The organism is Pseudomonas sp. Irchel s3b2 (assembly GCF_900187445.1).
Lineage (GTDB): Bacteria > Pseudomonadota > Gammaproteobacteria > Pseudomonadales > Pseudomonadaceae > Aquipseudomonas.
In genome coordinates, this window is record NZ_FYEB01000011.1 from 177,526 (window position 1) to 193,364 (window position 15,839).

The following is a 15,839-nucleotide window of genomic DNA, read 5'->3' on the forward strand; positions in this document are numbered from 1 at the left end:
ATTGATTACACCGGGAATCAAATGAAATGCCAGTGGCTGTATTTATCAAATCAGGACGCACAAATACAGGACGTTTCAATCGCCCACAAAAAAGCCGTCCAGTGGACGGCTTTTTTGTAGGTGGAGACTGCAATCAACGACGGGTCAACAACACCCCGGATTCCATGTGATGGGTCCACGGAAACTGGTCAAACATCGCGCATTGGGTAATGCGGTGAGTGTCGTGCAGTTGGGCGATGTTGGCCGCCAGGGTTTCCGGGTTGCAGGAAATGTAGAGGATATTGTCGAAGCGCCGGGTCAGTTCGCAAGTGTCCGGGTCCATGCCGGCGCGGGGCGGGTCGACGAATACGCTACCGAATTCGTAGCTCTTGAGGTCGATGCCATGCAGGCGGCGGAACGGGCGAACTTCGTTCAGGGCTTCGGTCAGTTCTTCGGCAGACAAACGCACCAGCGTGACGTTATCCACTGCATTTTCGCTGAGGTTGCTGAGCGCTGCATTGACCGAGGTCTTGCTGATTTCGGTGGCCAGCACTTTGCGCACGCGAGTCGCGAGTGGCAGGGTGAAGTTGCCGTTGCCGCAATACAGCTCGAGCAAATCGTCGGAACGATCGCCGAGGGCGTCATACGCCCAGTTGAGCATTTTCTGGTTCACCGTGCCGTTGGGTTGGGTGAACGCGCCTTCCGGCTGGCGATAGCTGAAGGTGCGACCGCCCACTTCGAGTTTCTCGACTACGTAATCGTGACCGATCACTTCGCGCTTGCCCTTCGAGCGACCGATGATGCTGACGTTCAGCTCGGCTGCCAGTTTCGACGCCGCTACGTGCCAGTGCTCGTCCAGCGGGCGGTGATAGCACAGGGTGATCATCGCATCGCCGGCCAGGGTGGTGAGGAACTCCACCTGAAACAGCTTGTGGCTCAGGGCCGCACTCGCTTGCCACGCTGCCTTCAGTTGCGGCATCAACTGGTTGATGCGCAGGCTTGCGATCGGGAACTCTTCGATCAGGATCGGCGTGCGTTTGTCTTCCTGGGAAAACATCGCGTAGTGGCGCTCACCGGCTTCGCGCCACAGGCGGAATTCGGCACGCAGGCGGAAGTTTTTCAGCGGCGAATCGAACACTGCGGGTTCGGGAGCACCGAACGGGGCCAGCAGGTCACGCAGGCGCGTGACCTTTTCTTCGAGCTGAACGGCGTAAGCCTGGGAATCAAAAGTCATGCGTTGAACCAACCCAACTTGATCACGAACAGAATCGACAGAATCACCAGCGCCGAATTCAACTCACGGCCGCGACCGGACAACAGCTTAATGGCCGTCCAGGAGATGAAACCGAAGGCGATGCCGTTGGCGATGGAATAAGTGAATGGCATGGCCAGGGCGGTGACCACGACCGGTGCGGCGACGGTGATGTCGTCCCAGTCTATTTCGGCCAGGCCGGATGTCATCAGTACGGCGACGAACAGCAAAGCAGGCGCGGTGGCGAAGGCTGGAACGCTGGCCGCCAATGGCGAGAAGAACAGCGCCAGCAGGAACAGAATCGCGACCACGATGGCAGTCAGACCGGTGCGGCCACCGGCACTCACGCCGGCTGCGGATTCGATGTAGCTGGTGGTGGTCGAGGTGCCCAGCAAGGAACCGGCCATGGCCGCGGTGCTGTCGGCGATCAGCGCGCGGCCCATTTTCGGCATGTGGCCGTCCTTGCCCATCAGGCCGGCGCGCTTGGCAACGCCGATCAGTGTGCCGGAATTGTCGAACAGGTCGACGAACAGGAAGGCGAAGATCACGCTGACCAAACCGATGTCCAGTGCGCCTTTGATGTCCAGTTGCAGGAAGGTCGGTGCCAGGGACGGCGGCATCGACATCACGCCACCGAACGGGGTGAAGCCCATCACGATCGAAACGATGGTCACCGCCAGAATACCGATCAACACTGCGCCACGTACTTTCAGGGCTTCGAGCGCAACGATCAGGGCAAAACCAAGCGTCGCAAGAATCGGTGCCGGTTGCTTCAGGTCGCCGAGGCCGACCATGGTCGCCGGGTTGCTGACGACGATGCCGGCGTTGTGCAGGGCGATCAGCGCCAGGAACAGGCCGATGCCGGCGGCGATCGCCGAGCGTAGCGCCAGCGGGATGCTGTTGATGATCCATTCGCGAATGCGGAAGATCGACAGCAGGAAAAACATCACCGCCGAGATGAACACCGCGCCCAGCGCCACTTGCCAGGTATGGCCCATGTGCAAGACCACGGTGTAAGTGAAGAAGGCGTTCAGGCCCATGCCCGGCGCGAGGGCAATCGGGTAGTTGGCGATCAGGCCCATGGTCGCCGAGCCGATGGCGGCTGCCAGACAGGTCGCAACGAACACCGCACCCTTGTCCATGCCGGTCTCGCCGAGAATGCTCGGGTTGACGAACAGAATGTAGGCCATGGCCAAAAAGGTCGTGACGCCCGCCAGAATCTCGGTCCGCACGTTGGTGTTGTGTGCCTTGAGTTGAAACAGCCTTTCCAGCATGTCTGCTCCCCGTGGCGCGCCCGGCGCCGTGAATGTATCGACCTCAACAGCAAAGCACAGACCGCTGCAGGCGCCTGGTAATTTTCTGTGGGTCGGAAAAAGCCGCGCATCATACCAGCAGCGTGGGGCTATGGCTGCTTATGGCTGCGATCGTCGTCGATGTTTTGCATAAAAGGGAACTGCGCCATACTGCGCGCTGTTTTTTTGGGGGAGGGAGGGGGTAGATATGTATTGCATTAATAAGCGTGTGATTGCGGCATTTGGGTTGCTGCTCACCGGTGTCATCGGCGCGCAAACAGCCTCTGCGGCCATGGCGCCACCGTTGAGCCAGGTAAAGGTACTCAAGGTCGAATCGCCATCCTGTGGATTTGAAGATATTGCGGCCGCTCAGGACCGGACGCGCTGCAACCACAGCGGCCCGAACATCAAGGTCTACGTGCTGGAGGTCGGCTACGGTCGCGAGCCTCATGTCGCACTGGATGGATTCAAAGTGGACGGCACCCGAACCCCTGTCTGTGCTTTCGATACCGGCAACCTGACCGAGTGCTCCGCCGGGAAAAAAACCGTCGGCTATCTGTACATCTTCAGTCTGACGGGCAAGCAGGACGGCACCTTTACGTTCAGCAATACCTCGATCAATGCACCTGGCAATACGATGTCGACGCAGCTTTACATCAAGTAACGGCTGGGCTCGAACAAGGGTCAGGAAAGCTGACTACGCTTTAAAGATTATCCTGTGGACTGCGCCCATGACCTTTAGAGCCCTGATTACCCTCGCCGAGGGCATCGACGATCTGCAAACCGTGAACCTGATCGATGTGCTGCGCCGTGCCAAGGTTGAAGTGGTGGTGGCCAGCATCGAGGCACGGCGCATGCTCACCTGCGCTCGCGGCACCCGCTTGACCGCCGATGCGATGTTGGTGGATTTGCTCGCCCAACCCTTCGACCTGATCGTGCTGCCTGGCGGTGCCGTAGGGGCGCAGCATTTGGCGGCCCACCAACCCCTGCAACAATTGATCAAGGACCAGTCCGCCGCCGGGCGCCTGTTCGCCGGTATTGCCGAATCTCCGGCGCTGGCGCTGCAAACCTTTGGTGTTTTGCGTCAGCGACGTATGACTTGCCTGCCTACGGTCAGCAATCAACTGTCGGGCTGTAACTTCATCGATCAACCGGTGGTGGTCGATGGCAACTGCATCACCGCTCAGGGTTCAGGCGCCGCGTTGGAGTTTGCGCTGACGCTGGTGGAGCAACTCTGCGGCAAAGCCACGCGGTCGGCGGTGGCGGGGGAGTTGGTGGTTTAAGAGAGCCCTGGACAACTATGTCAGACCCTGACCTCTTCCACCGGCACATACATGCGGTCGCGGTTGACCAGAGTCGGAAACAATTTGATCCAGACCCCGGTCACCATCAGCGTACCGATGCCACCCATAACCACTGCCGGCACCGTGCCGAACCAGTGGGCCGTCAGGCCTGATTCGAACTCGCCAAGCTGATTCGAAGCGCCGATGAACAAGCCATTCACCGCGCTGACCCGGCCGCGCATTTCGTCGGGGGTTTCCAGTTGCACGAACGAGGCGCGGATCACCATGCTGATCATGTCTGCCGCGCCCAATACCACCAGTACGGCGAGGGAAAACCAGAACGAAGTCGACAGACCGAAAGCGATGGTCGCCACGCCGAATATACCCACCGCGGTAAACATCACTCGTCCTACGTTGCGTTCCACGGCAAATCGCGCCAGAAACAGCGACATCAACAGCGCACCGACTGCCGGGGCCGAACGCAGCAGGCCCAGACCCCAGGGACCCGTCAGCAGAATATCTTTGGCGAACACTGGCAGCAGCGCGGTCGCGCCACCCAGCAGGACGGCAAACAGATCCAGAGAAATCGCCCCGAGAATGTCCGGGCGACTGCGAATGAAGCGGATGCCTGCCAGCAGCGAATCCAGGGTGGCCTTGCCCTTGTTCAGCGGAGTCTGCCGCGCCGGCAGGTTGAGCATCAGCGCACAAGCGATAAGGTAAAGGATCACCGTCGGGCCATACACCCAGACGCTGCCGAAGGCGTAGAGCAAACCGCCCAGAGCCGGGGCGACGATGGTCGCTGATTGTTGCGCAGATTGCGCCGCGGCAACCGCACGGGGAAACAACGCGCTGGGCACGATGCTCGGCAGCAAGGCCTGAGTCGTCGGCATTTCGAAGGAGCGGGCGGCACCGAGCAGGAACGCGAGGATGAAGATCATCTCCCGGGTGACATGGTCGGTCGCACTGCCGATGACCAGCGACAGGGCGATCAGCGCTTGCAGGGACTGACAAATCGCCGCGACCTTGCGTCGGTCGTAGCGGTCCGCGACATGCCCGGTGTGCAGCATGAACAATACCCGCGGAGCAAACTCGACCAAACCGACCAAGCCCAGATCAAGCACATTGCCGGTCAGTTGATACAGATTCCAGCCGATGGCCACGGTGAGCATTTGAAACCCACTCGCAGTAAACACTCGAGCCAGCCAGAACGCGATAAACGGGCGGTGATGACGTAACAGCAGGGGCGCTTGATTGGGCATCTGAAGGCAGGTCTGAGCGAGGGGAAGGGCGAGATTATCACCAACCTGTAACCAGAAGTTGCAGGTCGGAAAGATTTAGTTAGCTAGACACCGATCTTTAGTCGTAACCCTTGTAGCAGCTGCCCAACGCAACCTTCGGCAGCTGCTACAAGGGCCGCGTGCCAAACCCATGAGGCAACCTGTCACGCGGCAATAGACCACACCGTCCATCGGCAAAAATGCGACTACTCTTTCAACGTTGCTTGATCCAGATCAAGACCCTTCGTGGAATTGATCCGGCGGCCAGATGGCCAGATTCCCTACGTTGTGATGACGGTAAAAAAAGAACGAATCCGAATTCGCCATATCCGTGGGGGGAGTGGGTGCAGGCCACAAGCCTTCAGCCGGTATTACCTGACAGAGGAAGACTTATGTTCGGTTTGGAGGCACTTGATCTCGCCCGGATTCAGTTCGCATTCACAATTTCGTTTCACATCCTGTTTCCGGCCATCACCATTGGCTTGGCGAGTTACCTGGTGGTGCTCGAAGGCCTGTGGCTGAAGACGCACAACGACACTTACCGCGATCTGTACCATTTCTGGTCGAAGATCTTTGCCGTCAACTTCGGCATGGGCGTGGTTTCCGGCTTGGTCATGGCCTATCAGTTCGGCACCAACTGGAGCCGTTTCTCGGACTTCGCAGGTTCAGTGACCGGGCCGTTGTTGACCTATGAAGTGCTCACTGCGTTCTTCCTCGAGGCCGGTTTCCTCGGCGTCATGCTGTTCGGCTGGAACAAGGTCGGGCGCAAGCTGCACTTTTTCTCGACGGTCATGGTGGCCATCGGCACCCTTATTTCGACCTTCTGGATTCTGGCCTCCAACAGCTGGATGCAGACCCCGCAAGGTTACGAAATCGTTAATGGCCAAGTCATTCCGGTGGACTGGCTGGCGATTATCTTCAACCCGTCGTTCCCCTACCGTCTGATGCACATGGCCACGGCGGCGTTCGTTGCGACCGCCTTCTTCGTCGGTTCGTCGGCGGCCTGGCACTTGCTACGTGGCAAAGACAACCCGGCGATCCGCACCATGCTCTCGATGGCCATGTGGATGGCCTTGATCGTGGCGCCGATTCAGGCCGTCATCGGTGACTTCCACGGCCTCAATACCCTCAAGCATCAGCCGGCGAAAATCGCCGCGATCGAAGGCCACTGGGAAAACCACGGTGATGAAGCGACCCCGCTGATCCTGTTCGGCTGGCCGGACATGAAAGCCGAAAAAACCAGATTCGCCGTCGAGATTCCGTACCTCGGCAGCCTGATCCTGACCCACTCCCTGGACAAACAGGTGCCGGCGCTCAAGGAGTTCCCGCCTGAAGACCGGCCGAATTCGACCATCGTATTCTGGTCGTTCCGGATCATGGTCGGTCTGGGCATGCTGATGATCTTTACCGGTTTGTGGAGCCTGTGGCTGCGCAAACGCGACAAGCTGTATACCTCGCGTCCGTTCCTGTACCTGGCGCTATGGATGGGGCCATCCGGCCTGATCGCGATTCTCGCCGGCTGGTTCACCACTGAAATCGGCCGCCAGCCGTGGGTGGTCTATGGCTTGATGCGCACGGCAGACGCGTCTTCCGGGCACAGCTTTGTGCAGATGAGCATTACCCTGATCATGTTCGTTGTGGTGTATTTCGCGCTGTTCGGTGCCGGTCTTGGCTACATGATGCGCCTGGTGCGCAAAGGGCCGAAGATCGACGAAGGCAAGGAAACCAACGAAGGCGGTCCTGGCCAGCAACGCACACCGGCCCGTCCGCTGTCCGCAGCTGACGACGACAATGGTGAAGGCGAACACAGCCGCAGCCTGAACAAGGAGATTTGAATCATGGGTATTGATCTTCCGCTGATCTGGGCCGTGATCATCATCTTCGGCATCATGATGTACGTGGTCATGGACGGCTTCGACCTGGGGATCGGGATTCTCTTCCCGTTCATCAAGGGCAAGAGCGATCGGGACGTCATGATGAACACCGTCGCCCCGGTCTGGGACGGTAACGAAACCTGGCTGGTATTGGGCGGCGCGGCATTGTTCGGGGCCTTCCCGTTGGCTTATTCGGTGGTGCTCTCGGCGCTGTACCTGCCGCTGATTTTTATGCTGATCGGGTTGATTTTCCGCGGTGTGGCCTTCGAGTTCCGCTTCAAGGCCAAGGATGCCAAGCGCCACCTCTGGGACAAGGCGTTCATCGGTGGCTCGATCGCTGCAACCTTCTTCCAGGGCGTGGCGTTGGGCGCATTCATCGATGGATTGCCGGTGGTCAATCGTCAGTTTGCCGGTGGTTCACTCGACTGGCTGACGCCGTTCACGATGTTCTGCGGTGTGGCGCTGGTGGTGGCTTACGCGCTGCTCGGTTGCACCTGGTTGATCATGAAAACAGAAGGCAAATTGCAGGAGCAGATGCATGACCTGGCGCGGCCATTGGCTTTCGTGTTGCTGGCGGTGATTGGCATTGTCAGTATCTGGACGCCATTGGCCCACGCCGAGATTGCCGCGCGCTGGTTCACCCTGCCGAACCTGTTCTGGTTCTTGCCGGTGCCGATTCTGGTGCTGGTGACCCTGTACGGTCTGATTCGAGCGGTGGCTCGCAATGCGCATTACACGCCATTCCTGCTGACCCTGGTGCTGATCTTCCTTGGCTACAGCGGTCTGGGTATCAGCCTGTGGCCGAACATCGTGCCGCCGTCGATCTCGATCTGGGACGCCGCCGCACCGCCGCAAAGCCAAGGCTTCATGCTGGTGGGCACACTGTTCATCATTCCGTTCATCCTGGGTTACACCTTCTGGAGCTACTACGTGTTCCGCGGCAAGGTTACCCACGAAGATGGTTACCACTAGCCCATACGACTACGGCGCAGGATTGATACCGGCGCCGTTGCAGAGGAGAAAGCGATGATGGCGGGCAAACCTGATTTGCAGGAAATCGAAGCTGCCGAGAAAAAGCCGCTCTGGCAGCGACTCGGCTGGCTGGCGATGATCTGGACTGGCAGCGTCGTGGCCCTGTTCATCGTGGCCACGTTGATGCGCATGTTCATGAATGCCGCAGGCCTGAGCACTCACTGAAATTCCCATCCCGTTGCCTTGCGGCACGGATTTATAACCCTCCCGATGGAGGGTTTTTTTTCGCTTTTATTTACGTGCTTTGAGAATGACGAACTTGGGGGTGGCGGCTACTTGCTCGACACCGCGGAACAACCGCGCCAGCTTGCTGTGATAACCCAGGTGACGATTGCCGACGATGTATAACGCACCGCCCACTACCAACGCTTCACGTGCCTGCTGGAACATCCGCCAGGCCAGGAAATCGCCGACCACTTGCTGTTGATGAAACGGCGGATTGCACAACACCACGTCCAGGGATTGAGGTTCCTGCTCTGCCAAACCATCGCCGGCCCGCACGATCACGTCACGATCACCCAGCGCCGTGCGCCAGTTTTCAGCGGTCGATTGCACGGCCATGAATGACTCATCCACCAGCGTGTAGTGCGCCTCAGGATTTTGCAGGGCACTGGCGATCGCCAACACGCCGTTGCCACATCCGAGATCGGCGACTCGCGCTGCACCGAGGTTCTTCGGCAAGTGCGGTAAAAAGGCCCGTGTACCGATGTCCAGCCCTTCACGGCAGAACACATTGGCATGATTGAGCAGTTCGATCGCAGGGGCGTCGAGTCGATAGCGGGTCGGGTAGGGGGAGACAGCAGGGGCTTTGGCTTCGGCCGTGGCGATCAGCAGTCGAGCCTTCTTCACGGCCAGCGAGGCTTGCACCGGACCGATGTAGCGCTCCAGCAAATCGCCTGCAGCGCGTGGCAAATGCTTCACCATCGCGGCCGCAATCACTTGAGCACCGGGAGCCAATTGCCCCTGTAGCCGGATCAGTTGCTCTTCCAGCAAGGCCAGGGTTTTCGGTACCCGGATCAATACCCGGTCAAACGGGCCGACGAACGTTTCGCTGGCAGGCACCTTCGGCACCGCATCAAATGCCTGGCCGTTGCGCATCAAGTTTTTTTCCAACCCCTGAAAGGCCAGAAACGAATCGCCGCTGCTGGTCACTCGAACCTTGCCCACCAGGCTGACGGCCAAAGCACCGAAGCTGTCGTTGAGCACCAGCACTCGAGTATCGACTGCCGGTTGTTGCTCGGCCAGATGATTGAGCAGGTATTCGTCGGCGGCATCAAACGCTTGCAATGGTTCGTTCTGCTGTTCTGGCTGGCGGATCAAATCAAGTTGAGCGAAGGGGGTTTCGAGCAGAGGCATGAGGCGGGCTCTGGGTAGTCAACGGAGGAAAATCAACGAGTGGCCCGCCGCTCAGGGGCGTTGTAGCGGGCGGAAACCATCCGAGCGGACTGCGTCGTGGAATTTCACACGACATCACTCAGGATGGACCACAGATGGTACGTTTTTTTGCTCTGGATTACTCGCGGGGATTACCGGATTCGAACAGTTTCAGATAACGCTCATTCTCGCGGCTCTGATCACCGCGGCAATCTTGTTGTTGACGCCGAGCTTGCGAATGGCGCCCCGTATATGGAACTGCACTGTGCTTTCGCTCAGGCTAAGGATGATCGCGATCTCGCCTGCCGTCTTGCCGTCGGCCGAATATTTCAGCACTTCGACTTCTCGGGTTGATAGATGCACGGTGTTCGGATTCGGCGACGTCGTCGGCAGGTCTTTCGCGACGAGCCCGTGCAGGTGACGGCAAATGAACATCGCGTAACCCAGATTTTTATACAGATCATCCGTAGTGATCGGGCAGTGGCTTCTGGCCAGGCTCAGCATGCTGCAAAGCCCATTCTGGTCATGAACGGATTGGGACCAGCCATATCGTAAGCCCTGCTTTTTTTGTGCTTGCCACAGCTTCGGTGTCTTTGAGAAAACCTCTTCCTGCCAAAGAATCGGCCATTCGGATTGATTGCAATGGGCTAGTATCGGATCGACTTCACTGAAGTGCTCTTGTTCATATTTCGTGTTCCATTCGGCGGGGTAGTTATTCAGATTGATCGTATGTCGGTGCATCTCCCTTGTGTTGGATGTTATTGAGAATGCGCAAAAATTGAAGCCCAGGTTCTTAACGAGGTTTAGAGAAATCTCATACGCGGTCTCCATTTTCTTGGCATAAGAGAGCTGCGTTAACTGTGATTCCGTCCACACTTTCATTGGGTAACTCCATGCGGATTTACTTGAATTGGGTGCTGGTTGGATCCAGGATCCGGCACGCGAACCAGTGTAGGGGAATTCCTACATATATGCTGGATTTTTTCGTTCTTGAAAAATCCTCAAACTGCATAACCGGTTCTTAGCCTTTTACCAAACAAAACAGGATTAAATGATGGCGTTGTAATGTTTGTATTCAAGCTATTAGTGAGTGGTGATGAAAGTCATTACAAATCACCAGTGTTTACGCCGCCTGCTTTGCGGGACACTGGCTCCAACTGTTGAATGGAGCGTCCCATGACTGTCAGTGCAGAAAAATTCACGCGCCAGACGTTGCTGGATGTCCAGCCATTGACGCCAAACCTGTTTACCCTGCGGACCACCAGGGATCCGGGATTTCGTTTTCGCGCAGGGCAATTCGCCCGGCTGGGCGTGACCAAGGCTGACGGCAGTACGGTGTGGCGGGCTTATTCGATGGTTTCATCACCCCACGACGAGTTCCTGGAGTTCTTCTCCATTGTTGTACCGGGGGGGGAGTTCACCAGTGAGCTGAGTCGGCTGGAAGTCGGCGATACGCTGCTGGTTGATCGGCAGGCCTTCGGTTATCTGACGCTGGATCGCTTCGTCGATGGTCGTGACCTTTGGTTGTTATCCACAGGGACGGGGTTGGCGCCGTTTCTGTCGATCCTGCAGGACTTCGAGGTTTGGGAGAAATTCGAACGAATCATTCTGGTCTACAGCGTGCGCGAAGCACGGGAATTGGCGTACCAGGAGCTGATTGCGGGGTTGGCGCAGCGCGATTACCTGGCTGAGTACGCGCACAAGCTACAGTTCATCGCCACTGTCACCCGCGAGCAGCATCCGGGTGCTTTGAGCGGGCGGATCACCAGGCTTATAGAGAATGGAGAACTGGAACAGACGGCCGGTGTAGAGCTGACGGCCGAGCATTCGCGGGTGATGCTCTGCGGTAATCCACAGATGATCGACGATACGCGTAAGTTACTCAAACAACGGGACATGCACCTGAGCCTCAGTCGACGACCCGGCCAGGTGGCAGTGGAAAACTACTGGTAAACGAACGGCGCCCGAAGGCGCCGTTTTTTGGGGAGTCAGCCATCAGGGCCGGTTGTTCTGGGCCTTGAGCAGATCGCGAATTTCTTCCAGCAACTCTTCTTCCTTGGTCGGAACCGGTGGCAGGGTTGGCGCAACGGCTTCTTCGCGTTTCAGACGGTTGATAGCCTTGACGCCCATGAAAATCGCGAAGGCGACGATGATGAAGTCGATCAGGCTCTGGATGAACTTACCGTACGCCAGCATCACCGCCGGGACATCACCATTGGCGGCCTTGAGCGTAACGGCCAGGTCACTGAAGTCCACCCCACCGATCAGCAAGCCAATTGGCGGCATCACCACGTCGCCGACAAACGACGAAACGATTTTGCCGAAGGCCGCGCCGATGATGATACCCACGGCCATGTCGACCACATTACCTTTGACCGCGAAGGCCTTGAACTCACTTATCACGCCCATAGGTTATTTCCTTGTTACAGATGAGGTTGGTGGACGCAGTGTAAAGCAGCAAAACGGCTCCTGCTCGAAACACCGCCTTACGATGCTCGCTCCTATCGACACATCTTCCGGCAATTAGTTTACAAAGTGCCACCGTTCGCGCGCGTCTACCCGCTCTAAACCGGGCTTTCCAGAACCTTTTAGCTATCGGCTCGGTACGGGGTTTCTATTTATGTTTTGGCCTTTGAGTCACTAGCCTCTGTGGAGCGCACCTGGATGCGCCTTATAAAATCAGAGGAAACTTCCATGACAACTCCCCTTGGCCTCGGGGCTTTTCCCTTCCATCGTACCCTTGGCGTTCTGACCGCCAGCCTGCTGTCCTTCTCCGTCAGCGCGGCGACGTTGACCCGCGATAACGGCGCCGCCGTCGGCGACAACCAGAACTCGCAAACCGCTGGCGCGACCGGGCCGGTGCTGTTGCAAGACATACAACTGATCCAGAAACTCCAGCGTTTTGACCGTGAACGCATTCCCGAGCGCGTGGTGCATGCCCGTGGCACTGGCGCCCATGGCACGTTCACCGTGACCGACGACCTCAGTGACCTGACCAAGGCCAAGGTATTCGCCGGCGGTCAGAGCACGCCGGTATTCGTACGTTTCTCTGCGGTGGTCCATGGCAACCATTCGCCGGAAACCCTGCGTGATCCGCGGGGGTTCGCCACCAAGTTCTACACCGCAGACGGCAACTGGGACCTGGTTGGCAACAATTTCCCGACCTTCTTCATCCGTGACGCGATCAAGTTTCCGGACATGGTCCACGCCTTCAAGCCGGATCCGCGCACCAACCTTGACGACGATTCCCGTCGTTTCGACTTTTTCTCCCATGTTCCGGAAGCCACTCGCACCTTGACCGAGCTGTATTCCAATTCAGGCACGCCGGCCAGTTACCGGGAAATGGACGGCAACGGTGTACATGCCTACAAGTTAGTTAATGCCAAAGGCGATGTGCACTATGTAAAGTTTCACTGGAAAAGTTTGCAGGGGATAAAAAATCTCGACCCTAAAGAAGTGACGGGTGTTCAAGGTCAAGACTACAGTCATATGACTAACGACTTGGTTTCACATATTAACAAGGGTGACTTTCCGAAATGGGATTTGTACATCCAGGTTGTAGATCCACAAGACTTGTCCAAGTTTGATTTCGATCCATTGGACGCAACCAAGATATGGCCCGGTATTGCTGAGCGAAAAGTTGGACAAATGGTGCTGAACCGTAATCCGGCGAATGTTTTCCAGGAAACCGAACAAGTGGCCATGGCGCCGGCCAATTTGGTTCCGGGTATCGAACCTTCGGAAGATCGCTTATTGCAAGGGCGAGTGTTCTCGTATGCCGATACCCAACTGTATCGTCTGGGGGCAAACGCTCTGCAGCTGCCGATCAACGCACCCAAAGTCGCGGTGAACAATGGTAATCAGGACGGCGCGATGAACATCGGCGCCAGCAGCACGGGCGTGAATTACCAGCCTAGTCGCTTGCTGCCCCGTGACGAGCCGCAAGCCGCACGTTACAGCCAGTCGGCCCTGTCGGGCAGCACGCAGCAGGCGAAGATTCAGCGTGAGCAGAACTTCAAGCAGGCCGGCGATCTGTATCGCTCGTTCAACCAGAAGGAACGTCAGGACCTGATCGACAGCTTCGGTGGCTCGCTGGCCACCACCGAGGACGAGAGCAAGCACATCATCCTGTCCTTCCTTTACAAGGCCGACCCGGAATACGGGACCAGGGTGGCCAAAGTAGCCAAGGGTGATCTGACTCGGGTCAAGGCGCTGGCGGCCAAACTGGTCGATTGATCCACCTGCCTGAAGCGGGACCTCATGCGAGGGTCCCGTCTGATCAAGGAGCTCTGCCATGCGTTTTTATCTGTCTGTGATTCTGGCGTGCTGGTCGCTCAGTGTGTTCGTCGGGTCTGACGCGCAAGCCTCGCAAGACCCTGCGGCGCTGAAAGCCCAATTACAGGATTACTATTTCGATGCCGCTCGACGCGGTGATGTGCCCATGCTCGAGACCTTCATCGAAGCCGGCTATTCCCTCGATACCCGCGACAGCAAGGGGTACACCGCGCTGATTCTGGCCGCCTATCACGGCCAGAGTGTCGCAGTGGATCGTTTGCTCGCTGCCGGAGCGGACGCTTGTGCTCAGGACCAACGCGGCAATACAGCGTTGATGGGCGCAATTTTCAAAGGCGAAGTGCAGATCGCTCGCACCCTGCTGGCGGCCAATTGCAGCCCCGACCAACGCAATGGCGCGGGACAGACCGCGGCGATGTACGCCGGATTGTTCAAGCGCATCGAGTTGCTCGACGCACTCAAGGCCAAAGGCGCGGACATGAACGCCGAAGATCCGCTGGGCAACAGTGCCACGCGTCTGGCCAGTGGTGAAATCCGCACTGCCGCGCCGCGCTGATCCGCGCCAGCTGAGCTATCATCGCGGTTTTTGCCGGGAGTTCAGATGGCCAAGGCCAAGCGCATGTATGGCTGCACCGAGTGCGGCTCAACCTTCCCCAAGTGGGCCGGCCAGTGCGGCGAATGCGGCGCCTGGAACACGCTGACCGAAACCATGGTGGAGAGCGGCGGCGCGGCAGCCCCCAGTGGTCGCACCGGTTGGACCGGCCAGCAGGCGCAGATCAAAACCCTTGCCGAAGTCAGCGTTGAAGAGATTCCACGTTTCTCCACGGCATCCAGCGAGCTGGATCGCGTTCTGGGCGGCGGCCTGGTGGATGGCTCGGTGGTGTTGATCGGTGGTGATCCCGGCATCGGCAAGTCGACCATTTTGTTGCAAACCTTGTGCAACCTCGCCAAGTGCATGCCGGCGCTGTATGTCACCGGCGAAGAGTCCCAGCAACAAGTGGCCATGCGTGCCCGGCGACTGGGCTTGCCTCAGGATCAACTGCGGGTGATGACCGAAACCTGCATCGAAACCATCATCGCCACCGCCCGGCAGGAAAAGCCCAAGGTGATGGTGATCGACTCGATTCAGACGATTTTTACCGAGCAACTGCAATCGGCTCCGGGGGGCGTTTCCCAGGTTCGCGAAAGTGCGGCGTTGCTGGTGCGTTATGCCAAACAAAGCGGCACGGCAATTTTCCTCGTGGGCCATGTCACCAAAGAAGGCGCGCTGGCCGGCCCCCGAGTGCTGGAACACATGGTCGACACCGTTCTGTATTTCGAAGGCGAATCCGATGGGCGCCTGCGCCTGCTGCGAGCGGTGAAAAACCGTTTTGGCGCGGTGAATGAATTGGGTGTGTTCGGCATGACCGACAAGGGCCTGAAAGAAGTCTCTAACCCTTCGGCGATTTTTCTGACTCGTGCTCAGGAAGAAGTCCCGGGCAGTGTGGTCATGGCCACGTGGGAAGGCACCCGGCCGATGTTGGTGGAAGTTCAGGCATTGGTGGACGACAGCCATCTGGCCAACCCACGCCGGGTAACGCTCGGTCTGGATCAGAATCGCTTGGCTATGTTGTTGGCGGTTTTGCACCGCCACGGCGGTATCCCGACCCACGACCAGGATGTGTTCCTCAACGTGGTTGGCGGAGTGAAGGTACTGGAAACAGCATCTGACCTGGCGCTGATGGCAGCGGTCATGTCCAGTTTGCGCAACCGGCCGCTGCCCCATGATCTGCTGGTGTTCGGCGAAGTCGGCTTGTCAGGTGAAGTGCGCCCGGTGCCGAGTGGTCAGGAACGCTTGAAAGAGGCGGCCAAACATGGCTTCAAGCGCGCCATCGTGCCCAAGGGCAACGCGCCGAAAGAGGCGCCACCGGGATTGCAGATTATTGCCGTGACGCGTCTGGAGCAGGCGCTCGACGCTTTGTTCGAATAGCGGCAAGCATTACCCCCTGTGGGAGCCGGTTTTGATGGTGTACATATCCGTTTCTGCGGTAGCGGCCACTATTGGTTTCGCTTTTACAGCCAGCCCTTTCAAGGTGTTTTCCCTTTATGGGCCTTAAGCACCCGGTCGGTCGACACATGAGCATTGGCAGCCTTTCCCTCCAGCCATTCCTTGGGCTTGGCAATTTTGGGGCCGCGTATGCTTT

Annotated in this window: 15 protein-coding genes; 9 read left to right on the forward strand and 6 right to left on the reverse strand. The window is 58.1% G+C overall.

Features of this window, described 5'->3' with window-relative positions; all coding sequences use genetic code 11:
- Window positions 1-133: 133 nt before the first annotated feature.
- Window positions 134-1,213 carry a tRNA (uridine(54)-C5)-methyltransferase TrmA gene (gene trmA, locus CKW20_RS21470; RefSeq protein WP_095054663.1) on the reverse strand — a complete coding sequence of 360 codons (1,080 nt, stop codon included), beginning with the start codon at window positions 1,211-1,213 and terminating at the stop codon, window positions 134-136.
- The gene (locus tag CKW20_RS21475) at window positions 1,210-2,505 is read right to left on the reverse strand and encodes an NCS2 family permease (RefSeq protein WP_030129488.1); all 1,296 of its coding nucleotides are present in this window, start codon (window positions 2,503-2,505) and stop codon (window positions 1,210-1,212) included. The genes trmA and CKW20_RS21475 overlap by 4 nt, the downstream gene beginning before the upstream one ends.
- Before the next feature lie 226 nt (window positions 2,506-2,731).
- Between CKW20_RS21475 and CKW20_RS21480 the strand changes: the two genes are divergently transcribed.
- Together CKW20_RS21480 and CKW20_RS21485 are read left to right on the forward strand one after the other, a co-directional pair.
- Window positions 2,732-3,187: a DUF4879 domain-containing protein gene (locus tag CKW20_RS21480; RefSeq protein WP_095054664.1), complete on the forward strand. Its 456-nt coding sequence runs from the start codon at window positions 2,732-2,734 to the stop codon at window positions 3,185-3,187.
- Between the two features lie 67 nt (window positions 3,188-3,254).
- The gene (locus CKW20_RS21485) at window positions 3,255-3,806 is read left to right on the forward strand and encodes a DJ-1 family glyoxalase III (protein ID WP_095054665.1); all 552 of its coding nucleotides are present in this window, start codon (window positions 3,255-3,257) and stop codon (window positions 3,804-3,806) included.
- Between the two features lie 20 nt (window positions 3,807-3,826).
- Here the strand turns inward: CKW20_RS21485 and CKW20_RS21490 are convergent, their stop codons facing one another.
- Window positions 3,827-5,065, reverse strand: coding sequence for an MFS transporter (locus CKW20_RS21490; protein ID WP_095054666.1), 1,239 nt, complete (start codon window positions 5,063-5,065; stop codon window positions 3,827-3,829).
- 410 nt (window positions 5,066-5,475) lie between these two features.
- Between CKW20_RS21490 and CKW20_RS21495 the strand changes: the two genes are divergently transcribed.
- Genes CKW20_RS21495 through CKW20_RS21505 form a run of 3 tightly spaced genes read left to right on the forward strand, consistent with a single transcriptional unit; the run spans window position 5,476 to window position 8,154 of the window.
- Complete coding sequence (locus CKW20_RS21495; RefSeq protein WP_095054667.1) at window positions 5,476-6,918, forward strand: cytochrome ubiquinol oxidase subunit I; 1,443 nt, start codon at window positions 5,476-5,478, stop codon at window positions 6,916-6,918.
- Between the two features lie 3 nt (window positions 6,919-6,921).
- On the forward strand, window positions 6,922-7,929 hold the full coding sequence (cydB, locus tag CKW20_RS21500) for a cytochrome d ubiquinol oxidase subunit II (RefSeq protein ID WP_095054668.1): 1,008 nt from the start codon (window positions 6,922-6,924) through the stop codon (window positions 7,927-7,929).
- Window positions 7,930-7,986: 57 nt separating this feature from the next.
- Window positions 7,987-8,154, forward strand: coding sequence for a DUF2474 domain-containing protein (locus tag CKW20_RS21505; protein ID WP_095054680.1), 168 nt, complete (start codon window positions 7,987-7,989; stop codon window positions 8,152-8,154).
- Window positions 8,155-8,220: 66 nt separating this feature from the next.
- Here the strand turns inward: CKW20_RS21505 and CKW20_RS21510 are convergent, their stop codons facing one another.
- A complete protein-coding gene (locus CKW20_RS21510; protein WP_095054669.1) occupies window positions 8,221-9,345 on the reverse strand; it encodes a methyltransferase in 1,125 nt (374 codons plus the stop codon).
- 189 nt (window positions 9,346-9,534) lie between these two features.
- Entirely contained in the window at window positions 9,535-10,245 is a 711-nt protein-coding gene (locus CKW20_RS21515) for an autoinducer binding domain-containing protein (RefSeq protein ID WP_095054670.1), read from the reverse strand.
- Window positions 10,246-10,539: 294 nt separating this feature from the next.
- Between CKW20_RS21515 and CKW20_RS21520 the strand changes: the two genes are divergently transcribed.
- Window positions 10,540-11,316 carry a ferredoxin--NADP reductase gene (locus tag CKW20_RS21520; RefSeq protein ID WP_095054671.1) on the forward strand — a complete coding sequence of 259 codons (777 nt, stop codon included), beginning with the start codon at window positions 10,540-10,542 and terminating at the stop codon, window positions 11,314-11,316.
- 42 nt (window positions 11,317-11,358) lie between these two features.
- On the opposite strand, the gene mscL is transcribed toward CKW20_RS21520, so the two are convergent.
- Entirely contained in the window at window positions 11,359-11,772 is a 414-nt protein-coding gene (gene mscL, locus CKW20_RS21525; protein WP_095054672.1) for a large-conductance mechanosensitive channel protein MscL, read from the reverse strand.
- Window positions 11,773-12,057: 285 nt separating this feature from the next.
- On the opposite strand from mscL, the gene katB reads away from it, so the two are divergent.
- Genes katB through radA form a run of 3 tightly spaced genes read left to right on the forward strand, consistent with a single transcriptional unit; the run spans window position 12,058 to window position 15,625 of the window.
- Complete coding sequence (katB, locus tag CKW20_RS21530) at window positions 12,058-13,599, forward strand: catalase KatB (protein ID WP_095054673.1); 1,542 nt, start codon at window positions 12,058-12,060, stop codon at window positions 13,597-13,599.
- Window positions 13,600-13,657: 58 nt separating this feature from the next.
- Window positions 13,658-14,212 carry an ankyrin repeat domain-containing protein gene (locus tag CKW20_RS21535; protein ID WP_095054674.1) on the forward strand — a complete coding sequence of 185 codons (555 nt, stop codon included), beginning with the start codon at window positions 13,658-13,660 and terminating at the stop codon, window positions 14,210-14,212.
- Between the two features lie 45 nt (window positions 14,213-14,257).
- Window positions 14,258-15,625 (forward strand): DNA repair protein RadA, encoded by a 1,368-nt coding sequence (gene radA, locus CKW20_RS21540; protein ID WP_095054675.1) that lies wholly within the window; start codon window positions 14,258-14,260, stop codon window positions 15,623-15,625.
- Window positions 15,626-15,839: the final 214 nt, after the last annotated feature.

Bases quoted from the DNA above. Each gene is read 5' to 3' on its own strand.
- trmA (WP_095054663.1), bottom strand. From the start codon at position 1,213: ATGACTTTTGATTCCCAGGCTTACGCCGTTCAGCTCGAAGAAAAGGTC.
- CKW20_RS21475 (WP_030129488.1), bottom strand. From the start codon at position 2,505: ATGCTGGAAAGGCTGTTTCAACTCAAGGCACACAACACCAACGTGCGG.
- CKW20_RS21480 (WP_095054664.1), top strand. From the start codon at position 2,732: ATGTATTGCATTAATAAGCGTGTGATTGCGGCATTTGGGTTGCTGCTC.
- CKW20_RS21485 (WP_095054665.1), top strand. From the start codon at position 3,255: ATGACCTTTAGAGCCCTGATTACCCTCGCCGAGGGCATCGACGATCTG.
- CKW20_RS21490 (WP_095054666.1), bottom strand. From the start codon at position 5,065: ATGCCCAATCAAGCGCCCCTGCTGTTACGTCATCACCGCCCGTTTATC.
- CKW20_RS21495 (WP_095054667.1), top strand. From the start codon at position 5,476: ATGTTCGGTTTGGAGGCACTTGATCTCGCCCGGATTCAGTTCGCATTC.
- cydB (WP_095054668.1), top strand. From the start codon at position 6,922: ATGGGTATTGATCTTCCGCTGATCTGGGCCGTGATCATCATCTTCGGC.
- CKW20_RS21505 (WP_095054680.1), top strand. From the start codon at position 7,987: ATGGCGGGCAAACCTGATTTGCAGGAAATCGAAGCTGCCGAGAAAAAG.
- CKW20_RS21510 (WP_095054669.1), bottom strand. From the start codon at position 9,345: ATGCCTCTGCTCGAAACCCCCTTCGCTCAACTTGATTTGATCCGCCAG.
- CKW20_RS21515 (WP_095054670.1), bottom strand. From the start codon at position 10,245: ATGAAAGTGTGGACGGAATCACAGTTAACGCAGCTCTCTTATGCCAAG.
- CKW20_RS21520 (WP_095054671.1), top strand. From the start codon at position 10,540: ATGACTGTCAGTGCAGAAAAATTCACGCGCCAGACGTTGCTGGATGTC.
- mscL (WP_095054672.1), bottom strand. From the start codon at position 11,772: ATGGGCGTGATAAGTGAGTTCAAGGCCTTCGCGGTCAAAGGTAATGTG.
- katB (WP_095054673.1), top strand. From the start codon at position 12,058: ATGACAACTCCCCTTGGCCTCGGGGCTTTTCCCTTCCATCGTACCCTT.
- CKW20_RS21535 (WP_095054674.1), top strand. From the start codon at position 13,658: ATGCGTTTTTATCTGTCTGTGATTCTGGCGTGCTGGTCGCTCAGTGTG.
- radA (WP_095054675.1), top strand. From the start codon at position 14,258: ATGGCCAAGGCCAAGCGCATGTATGGCTGCACCGAGTGCGGCTCAACC.